The sequence below is a fragment of the Gottfriedia acidiceleris genome, from assembly GCF_004138285.1.
GTDB classification, from domain to species: Bacteria; Bacillota; Bacilli; order Bacillales; family Bacillaceae_G; genus Gottfriedia; species Gottfriedia acidiceleris_A.
The window spans coordinates 92,844-101,937 of record NZ_SCFN01000018.1 but is presented as its reverse complement, the minus strand read 5'-3'; the positions used below and the strand labels follow the sequence as shown (position 1 = coordinate 101,937).

5 protein-coding genes and 1 pseudogene are annotated in these 9,094 nt (G+C 35.4%); 5 read left to right on the top strand and 1 reads right to left on the bottom strand.

Annotated features, from left to right (window positions below; translation table 11 throughout):
• The 3 genes and pseudogenes from EP747_RS19645 to EP747_RS19635 all read left to right on the top strand — a co-directional run.
• Window positions 1-253: pseudogene (locus tag EP747_RS19645) on the top strand (isochorismatase family protein); the annotation flags it as partial.
• Window positions 254-499: 246 nt separating this feature from the next.
• The gene (locus tag EP747_RS19640; RefSeq protein WP_129691764.1) at window positions 500-988 is read left to right on the top strand and encodes a hypothetical protein; all 489 of its coding nucleotides are present in this window, start codon (window positions 500-502) and stop codon (window positions 986-988) included.
• 632 nt (window positions 989-1,620) lie between these two features.
• A complete protein-coding gene (locus EP747_RS19635; protein WP_129691763.1) occupies window positions 1,621-1,863 on the top strand; it encodes a hypothetical protein in 243 nt (80 codons plus the stop codon).
• A 294-nt stretch (window positions 1,864-2,157) separates the two neighbouring features.
• Here the strand turns inward: EP747_RS19635 and EP747_RS19630 are convergent, their stop codons facing one another.
• Complete coding sequence (locus tag EP747_RS19630; protein ID WP_129691762.1) at window positions 2,158-2,598, bottom strand: PaaI family thioesterase; 441 nt, start codon at window positions 2,596-2,598, stop codon at window positions 2,158-2,160.
• Window positions 2,599-2,783: 185 nt separating this feature from the next.
• On the opposite strand from EP747_RS19630, the gene EP747_RS19625 reads away from it, so the two are divergent.
• Window positions 2,784-3,389: a TetR/AcrR family transcriptional regulator gene (locus EP747_RS19625; protein ID WP_129691761.1), complete on the top strand. Its 606-nt coding sequence runs from the start codon at window positions 2,784-2,786 to the stop codon at window positions 3,387-3,389.
• Window positions 3,390-4,692: 1,303 nt separating this feature from the next.
• A complete protein-coding gene (locus EP747_RS19620; RefSeq protein ID WP_129691760.1) occupies window positions 4,693-9,087 on the top strand; it encodes a S8 family serine peptidase in 4,395 nt (1,464 codons plus the stop codon).
• The last annotated feature ends 7 nt before the right edge of the window (window positions 9,088-9,094 follow it).

The following is a 9,094-nucleotide window of genomic DNA, read 5'->3' as shown; positions in this document are numbered from 1 at the left end:
TTATGATGTGTATGTTGTAACTGATGCTTCTGGTGGTGTATCTACTGAAGCTCATAATATGGCTATTGAACGTATGATTCAAGCTGGAGCACACCCAATTACTTGGATGCAATATATGCTTGAGTTACAACGTGACTGGGCTAACGGTGCAACTTATAACCAAGTTTTAGATATTGCGAAAGAACATGGTGGAGCTTATGGATTAGGTGTTCAATATGCTCAAGATATGTTTGGAGCTCATGAAGGTAAATAAATAGATAAAAAAGGTTTACTGATAAAGTAATAACCTATTAAATAAAAGAATAAAATATGCAGCTTTTGCTCCAATCACTCTGGACTTAGGCTGCATATTTTAATGCCAGATAATTAATAAAAAATTCGACGAAAAAGCCGATCTTTTACTACAACAAACGCATGCGATATTTTAATAACATTATTCTTTCTCAAAATGGTTTCGATACCAAGTTGTTTAGTAAATAATAGGAAATGAGGTAAAAATATGATCCAAACATCATTGCTAAACGTTCTAAGAAACAAAGGTATTTCGTTACAAGAAACGTTTTCATATCGTATTAAAAATAAAGAAGTAACAAAAACAGTCTTTGAAATCCTTGAAGAATACAGCAGCAAAGACAATAATAAAGATAAAATGAAGTTTTTCCTTAAGCAATTTAAAAGAGAATCTCCTTCGGCTACACGTAGTTTTATAAAAATCGTAGGTAATAAATATGCATTAAATGAAGAAGTAGGATTATTAAATTCTACAAGAATATCAAGAATCATTGGTATTATTGCTACAGAAGGTGAAGTATATTTTGAACTAGTAGAAAACGAAAAAACAAAAAAAGGAAAAATCCTTAATAACAAAATTTTCACATTTTATGTAGATGAAATGGAAGTTTGGAGTTGTGGTGACGAAGAAATACTAAACAAACTTTCATTAATGATTGAAAACATTCTTGGATTTGATCAAGAAGTACAAGTTTAAATATTTAATAATAATACATTGGATAATATTTAGTAACGATCAATCCTGTTCTCGATTCTTTTTGGGGGCAGTTTTTTTTATGTAACTAAAGTTTATTGAAAAGTTACATGTAGACAACAACTTTATTAAAAGAATGAACATTTTACACACTTAAAAAAATAATTTCATTACTCATAAAAAATTGCTTAGCTTAAAAAACCTAGTTCGTAGTCCTCGTCTGAAAAGAGTAAAATCACCATTTGCACCTAGTGGTTTTATATTGATTAACAGGTGATTTAACTTTCACCTATTAGTATCAATCAACATGGCAGTGTTCGCAGATTAGTCTAAGAAGTCTCGTATGAAACATATCAGATGAAAAGAGGAAAAACCTCACTTACAAGTGATTATTTACTTTCAAACTAAACTTCCCTGGGATACTAGTTTTACAATTAGTTTTTCTTACATGTTGTTTTCTGTATCTGGATTTTTATAGGGATAATTATCTACTTTATATATTGAAGAAAGAACAGTGTTCTGAATAAGGTAAAGGAATAGGGATAAAATAGTATAACAACATTTTGCATGAGATATGGGAGGAGGGCATACTGCTCTTCTCCTTTTTTATTGATTAATAGAGAGGATGAAGGGTTATGACAGATGGACAAAATATAAAAAGAATAAAAGACTACTGTAATCATTATGACTATTTAGACAATGTTAATCTAAAAGATTTACTTTGGTTAATAAAGCAAGCCGAGACAGTTGAACAGCAAAAAGAAGCCATTCGAAAACTAAAGAATTCATTAAAAATAGAAAGAACAATATACAACGGGATGGAAAAATTGGTTAAGGAGCAGCAGGAACAAATTAAAAAATTGGAACGAGGAGAATGAAATGAGACATCGAGAAACGCTCCTTTTTTTAATTTAGCTATCACAAAAACTCTAGATGATTAATTTAAAATATTCATTGTACGATTATGAACCCGAATAATAGACAGATAATTTGGTTTTGGGGACCACTATTCAGCTATTGTGTTGAAATAGTATAAATAAATATCGAATTAAGATGTCAAAAAAAGAGGGAATTAAATTCCCTCTTTTTATTAAGGTAAGAATCTTAAATTACTAAATACCAAATGATTTATATGTTTTTACGTTATAAATTTATAAGCTAAAATTGTACACCTATCTTCCTGTTGATTTTTCTCCTCGAAGAATCATACATGTGCTTAAAGCATGGGCGACTAAGGAACCTCCTTCATCAAAAACATCACACTTAATCAACCCTATAGTATTTCCTCTTTTCATTACCTCTCCTTTTGCTATAATTTTTTCGTTCCAGACGGGTTTTAAATAGTTAATTTTAAGTTCAACGGTTGTAAATGTTTCATTAGTTTCTAATGTACTCGCAAAGGCTACACCCATCGCCATATCTGCAATATCGCATAAAATCCCACCATGGATTGTACCCATAGGATTCGCATGTTTTTCTGTATCACATTGTAATTCAAAAACTGCTTTTCCTTCTTCGACATTTACAAGTTCCGCACCAATTAACCTTGCAATGGGCGGTGGTGGGACCTCACCATTCATAATTTTTTTCATGTCAAAAACTTTTTTACTCATATTAACACCCTTTCATTAAAAATATACAAAGCGGTCTGTTTTTATTATATATTTTAAAAGACGTGATTTGTCAATATAATTAAAAGATTCAGATAAAAATAATGTGAATTTGAAGACTTATAGAGTTATACTAAATATAACAGACCAATCAGTATGAAAAATCATTCAGAAAAGAGGACAAAAATATGCGTAAAGGCGAACGAACTAAGCAGATGATTATTGAAAAAGCCTCTGGACTATTAAATACACAAGGTTATATGAGTACTCCTATTACTACTATCATGGAAATAACTGGGATGAAAAAAGGTGGAATATATAATCACTTTAAGAGTAAAGCAGAACTTTCATTGGATGCATTTTCTTACTCAATTAATCCCATGTCCATGACTTTTCAAAAAGAAATTGAAAACAAAAATACTACTATTGAAAAGCTGAATGCTATACTTGATGTTTTTTTGTTTTTAGTAGAAGGGAAGCCCATTCCTGGAGGTTGTCCGATCTTAAATGCAGCGATAGAGTCAGATGATGCACATCCCGATTTAAGGGAGGCGACAGTAAGGGCCATGAATGATTTATATTCAATGATTCTTCGAATAGTTCGAAATGGGATAAAAAACGGAGAAATCATTCCTACGATAGATTCTGAAACTTTTACAACTATATTTATATCCACTATTGAAGGATCTCTAATGATGACAAAGCTATATTATGACACCATTTATATAAACCGATCCATTGGCTTTTTAAGAGATTACCTAAATAAACTTGAAACCACGAATAATAAAGATTGAGAGAAAGAAAAAGAGATAGCCAAGAAACTATCACTTTGAAAAAATTTAAAATTGTATTAATTTAAACAACCATAACGCAGTTACTAGTGCATATGTAGTAAACCCACTAACTACGAGCAATACTATGGAAACAAAGTTTCACATTGCTTTTATTACCAAACAGTTACAGATGCTTAAGGCAGTGTTTCAAAAGAAGCTATTGTATGTATGTTTCGAGTCGGTCCGTATTAATAATTGCATTAGTTATCAATCGGTTTATTAGTCTCATCGTAATTTTAATTTTGTATCCTTTCTTAACTTCTTTATCTTTATTGATATTATTATTTTTGCAACCAACCTATATTGATAATAGTTTGTTCTTTTCTTATCGGTTTTAAAACTGCAGGTTTATTTCAATTATGTATTACAGTAATTATAGAATTATTCCCTAAAAATAAAGCAACAATATCGGTTTATGTAAGCACCGGATCAAGTTCTGCATTCATAGTAATCTCTTATTTTACAGGTCAATTAGCAAAAAATATCGATATGACTGCCGTATTCTGGTGAGATTTTATCATTGCGATAATCAATATTATACTTGCAACTTTTGAATATTATCGCCATAAAAAAGTATTCAAAAAATCAGTAATTTCATCTGATCTAACCAAAGCTTCATAACTGCGTTTAAAGATTTTACTTGGATTGAAGTGATTATTTTCAACATTAAATCTTGTAATTGACCATAAAAAAATGTTAATTAAAAAATACAAAATGTTATATTATTGAAACATCTATTTCCTATTATTTTTTCTAATAATATGAGTAATTAAAACGCTGAGTTATCCTAAGAAAAAAGCTGTTCTCAAATTGGAGCAGTTTTTTTGATTTTCTTTGAATTTGTTTATCATAAGGATCTAACTCTCATATTAATAACCGTGATTTTTAGTATTTTAATAGAATGGTTTGATAAAGTTTTATCAGAAACAAAGAAGGTCAATCCTTTAAAAGATGAGTAATTACAATTTGACATTTTATCCTATTCTTCCTTAAATAAAGAACTATCCAATTTTAAAAAATAAATTTATTTTTCACTAAAGAAGCTTAAAAGAATAGAGTTATATTTATTTTCCTGATATAGTTTTGTGTTTCATTCTTTTTTATTAATAACTAAAATGAATCATTATGATAACAAGAATGTCATTTACCAGAAAAATATATCACCATATAATAGCCTTAACATTTAGAATAGTATAATTTTTCCGTTTTTGTTGGGGTAATTCAGCTGTCCTGAAATGTAATTTGTGATAAAGGTGATGCAAAGATGAAAAAACGAACTAAGTGGTATAAGGGAAGAGCTGCGACTGGTATGGTTGCTTCAGCCCTAGTATTCTCTAATGCTAAATTTATTTTTGATGCTCCAATAAGTAAGGCGCAAGGATCAAGTCCCGATGATGCGATGACACGTGTTGTGGTCGAAATGGAAGGTGCTCCTGCCATTCAAACCACACCTCATTTAGAACAAATTGGAGCCGTTTCCAAAACTACAGAAAGAAAGATAAAAGATCAAATTGATAATTTGAAAAAATCTCACGGGAAAGTAATACAAGAAATAAAAGAAAAGAAGATTCCATTCAACAAATCTAACGAATATACGTTCACATTTAACGGAGTTGCATTACAAGTACCCAAAAACAAAATTGATGAACTGCGTTCACTTCCTGGAGTAAAAGCGGTATATCCGGATCAAGAATATCATGCAGACTTAGCAGACAGCGTCCCTTTGATTGGTGCTCCTGACGTTTGGTCTAAGCACGACCAAAACAATCAAGGAATTACAGGGAAGGGAGTGACAGTCGCTGTAATTGACACAGGTGTGGATTATAATCACCCTGACCTTGGAGGGGGATTCGGGCAAGGGCATAAAGTTGTCGGGGGATATGATTTTGTCAATCATGATAATGATCCGATGGACGACTACGGCCATGGAACCCATGTTGCCGGAATCATTGCTGCGCATGGAAATGTGACCGGCGTGGCTCCTGATGCTTCCATCACAGCCTATAAAGTCCTAAACCAAGATGGAATAGGATATACATCTGATATCATTGACGGAATAGAAGCTTCTATTTCGCCAGACAATCCATTCCCAGCAGATGTAATTAATATGAGTATAGGTGGTCCTGGTGATGGTAATGATCCTATCTCTCAAGCTGCTCACAATGCTGTTGATGCCGGTGTAGTTGTTGTCGCGGCAGCAGGGAATGCGGGACCTGATTATGGTACCATTGGTGCTCCAGCTATGGCTGAGGGGGTACTTGCTGTTGGAGCAAGTGCAAGCGGTATTAAAGTACCAGCAGCGAAGATGGTTTCACCTCTTGAAGAGAACTTATCTATTACCCGCCTTGGGTTTACAGCTAATCCTCCTGAAGCAGAAACCACTCGCGAGCTGGTAGATGTTGGAGAAGGAGGACCTGAAAACTATAATGGATTAGATGTAAAAGGAAAGATTGTTCTCATTCAATTGCCTCAAGGTGCTGATCCACAGCAATATTTCTATACAGCAGGGAGAACAGCTCAAGAAAAAGGGGCCGAGGCTGCGCTCTTTTTCCAGCCTATGCAACTTGGTCCTCAACTTGCATCTGTTTTTAAATTAGGAGAATCGATTCCATCTCAATATTCATCTAACTTAAGTGGAGAGATGCAAGAACAAGATCAATTCCTAGCAGATTCATCAGTGGATAGCCGATTGGAAACGCTGGTCGCAATGAAAATTGATGAAACAAAAGCTGAGGAATTAAAGTCCTACTTGGCCAAGGGACCTGTCAAAATAACGGTTTCTGGAAAAGACGCAACGGATAGAATGGCTTCCTTTAGTTCTCGTGGTAATTCCGACCTTCGAGCAAAGCCTGATTTAGTCGCTCCAGGTGTTGAAATCAATTCGACTTATATTAAGAAACAGAATGATGAGTCCGGTTACACAAGAATGAGTGGGACAAGTATGGCAGCCCCACATGTGGCGGGTGCAGCTGCGCTTCTGAAACAACTCAAGCCGGATTGGAATGCCAGAGAGATTTCCAGTGCTTTAAAAGAAACCGCGAAACCATTGGCATCATATGATGTGCTTACACAAGGGGCAGGAAGATTGGATATTAAGGCTGCGGCGGAAACGAATGTCGTCGCCTCACCTAATGCATTAAATTTAGGAATTGCCGATTTAAAAGATTCGAAGATTCATAAAAGCGCTTCATTAACTTTGAACAATCACGGTGAAAAACCGGTTGATATGGATTTCACGGTTAAAGACGATTCAAAATCCGAGGCAGCGGTAACTGTGAATCCATCTCATATTCATATAGAACCAGGTCAACAGGTCAATGTTGAAGTGAGCATCAATATGGATAGACCGGATCAGGATGCGGTTATTTCGGGATGGATAGAAGGAAATATACAATCAGCAACAGAATCTCAACATTTGCGTGAGCCATACCAATTTACTGTAAGGCATCTTCAAATTACTGCAACACCTGATCCAGTAGCATCATCAGTGAATGAAACGGAAGCCTTTATATACAGTCCGGTTGATTTGTCACAAGCACCAAAAGTGACTATACGAACTCCAAGCGGAAAGACAAATCAAGTGACTTCTGTATTAGATCGTAGTCATTGGTGGCGTGTGCCAGTTCAGACAAGCGAAGTGGGAATCTATCGTATTGATGCAATTTCGACAGTCAATAATTCCTCGACTGACGAATCAAGCATAATAGGTTCTGGTTATCTGGAAAAATTACCAGCTGATAAGGAACACGCTTCATCCTGGGACTCAGTTGGACCTTACTCTAATACTGGCCTGATGAATTTTGATCCAAAAAATCCTAATAGCATGACAGTGTTATCCAGAGAGAATCCTTCTCTTTTCCTTAAGGAGGATGGGACAGATACTTGGCATGAGTATCGAAATTTTCCTGTCTTAGGAGGATTGCCAAGGACAATGGTGGTTGATCCCACAAATGAACAAAATATTTATGTGCCAATTAATTCAGCAGATAGATTGGTTGATCCAACTTATATGGGTAAAATATTAGCCAGCAAAGACGGCGGAAAAACATGGAGAACTTTACCTTTTCCAGATATAGATATATCTGACTTAGTAATTGATGAAAGTGGACAGAAACTAGTTGCAATTACGAAAAACGAAGTCTATGTCAGCTTGGATAGAGGTATGAACTGGGAGAAATTATCTGGATGGTGGCCATATCTAAATGACGCAGAGCTTGTGAATAATAACCTGTACCTTTCATCAGACGGCGTTTACGTTCTAAAAGACGTATTCTCTGGTAAGGCTACATCCGAGCAATTGATTCAACCGCTTTATTCAAATACAAAGGAAATACTAGGTAATCAAGATATTCTAATTGCTAGTACATGGGGTACCGGTTTGTACGCTTCCTTTAACAAAGGTAAAGATTGGAAAGAAATTACGCACGATCAAGTACCATTTAGTAATGTATCTGCTGTAAAAATTTTGGATGGTGGTATTTATGTAGGAACAGCGTATGATGGAATATGGGTAAGCCGTAATTACGGAAAATCATGGGAATCCTGGAAAAAACCGCTCCCAGGTTATAACTCCTATGAAATCGATTTTGCCTTAGGTACAAAATCTTCTCGATTTGGTAATCGCCCATTTTATGTTTCTTCTGAACAAGCAGGAATCTATGAAACACAGAATAAAGGGCAAACATATAATCGAGTCGGTATTCCTGGAGCAACGGTTTATGACTTGGCTATATCCAAGAACTCCAAAGGATACCAGTTACTTGCCGGAACGGATTCCAACACGTACCGGACAGCATTACCAGTCCTAAAAAAAGTTGATTCCACAACACTCGAATGGGGAGCGGCTGAAGGTGAAGGAAGATTTGGAGAACAAGTGTTTCAAATTGCTTCGTCTCCAACAGAACCAAATGTCGTTTATAAAATACGCTTTAGTGGGGTAGGGACAATGAATGTTTACCGAAGCAAGGACGGAGGACAAAACTGGGATTTAAAATTTGAAGATGACTCAGTACCTCTTAACATGCTGGTTCACCCAGCCAACCCGAATGAAATCGTGATCCCATATACTATCCCTGGGTCTAGTATGACTGGTCTGTGGATTAGCCAGGATGGTGGGGAAAATTGGAAAGATATAAAGCAAGAACACAAGTTTACAGCTATTGCCGGTGATCCAAAAGATCCTAACCGAATTTGGGCAGGCGGAAATGACGGTCTATTTTTGTCCAAAGACATGGGCCAATCATTCCAAAAAATTCAAAACGTTCCTGTAAGCAGTTTAGCGATTGATTCAAACAATTCAAACCATTTAGTGGTTGGAGGAACCCATTTGTATGTCAGCACTGACGGAGGGAAAACCCTAGAAAAAGCAAAGTATGCTGAGTCTGAGCTCGACATGTATGTAAATGATATCATCGTTTCCCCTAGTAATCCAAATGTTATCTATGCTGCTACTGGTTCCTTTAAACAAAGGGGACTTCTTAAAGGAGGTCGTGGTGTGTTAATGAGTGTGGATGGGGGAGTAACATGGACTAATATATCCGAAGGCCTCGATAACAAAAATACGACTGCACTTGTACTATCGCCTGACGAAGAATATTTGTTTGTCGGAACTCAAGGTGGCAGTGTTCACCGAATAAAATTGCCTAAAAAACAACGTTAAAATAATA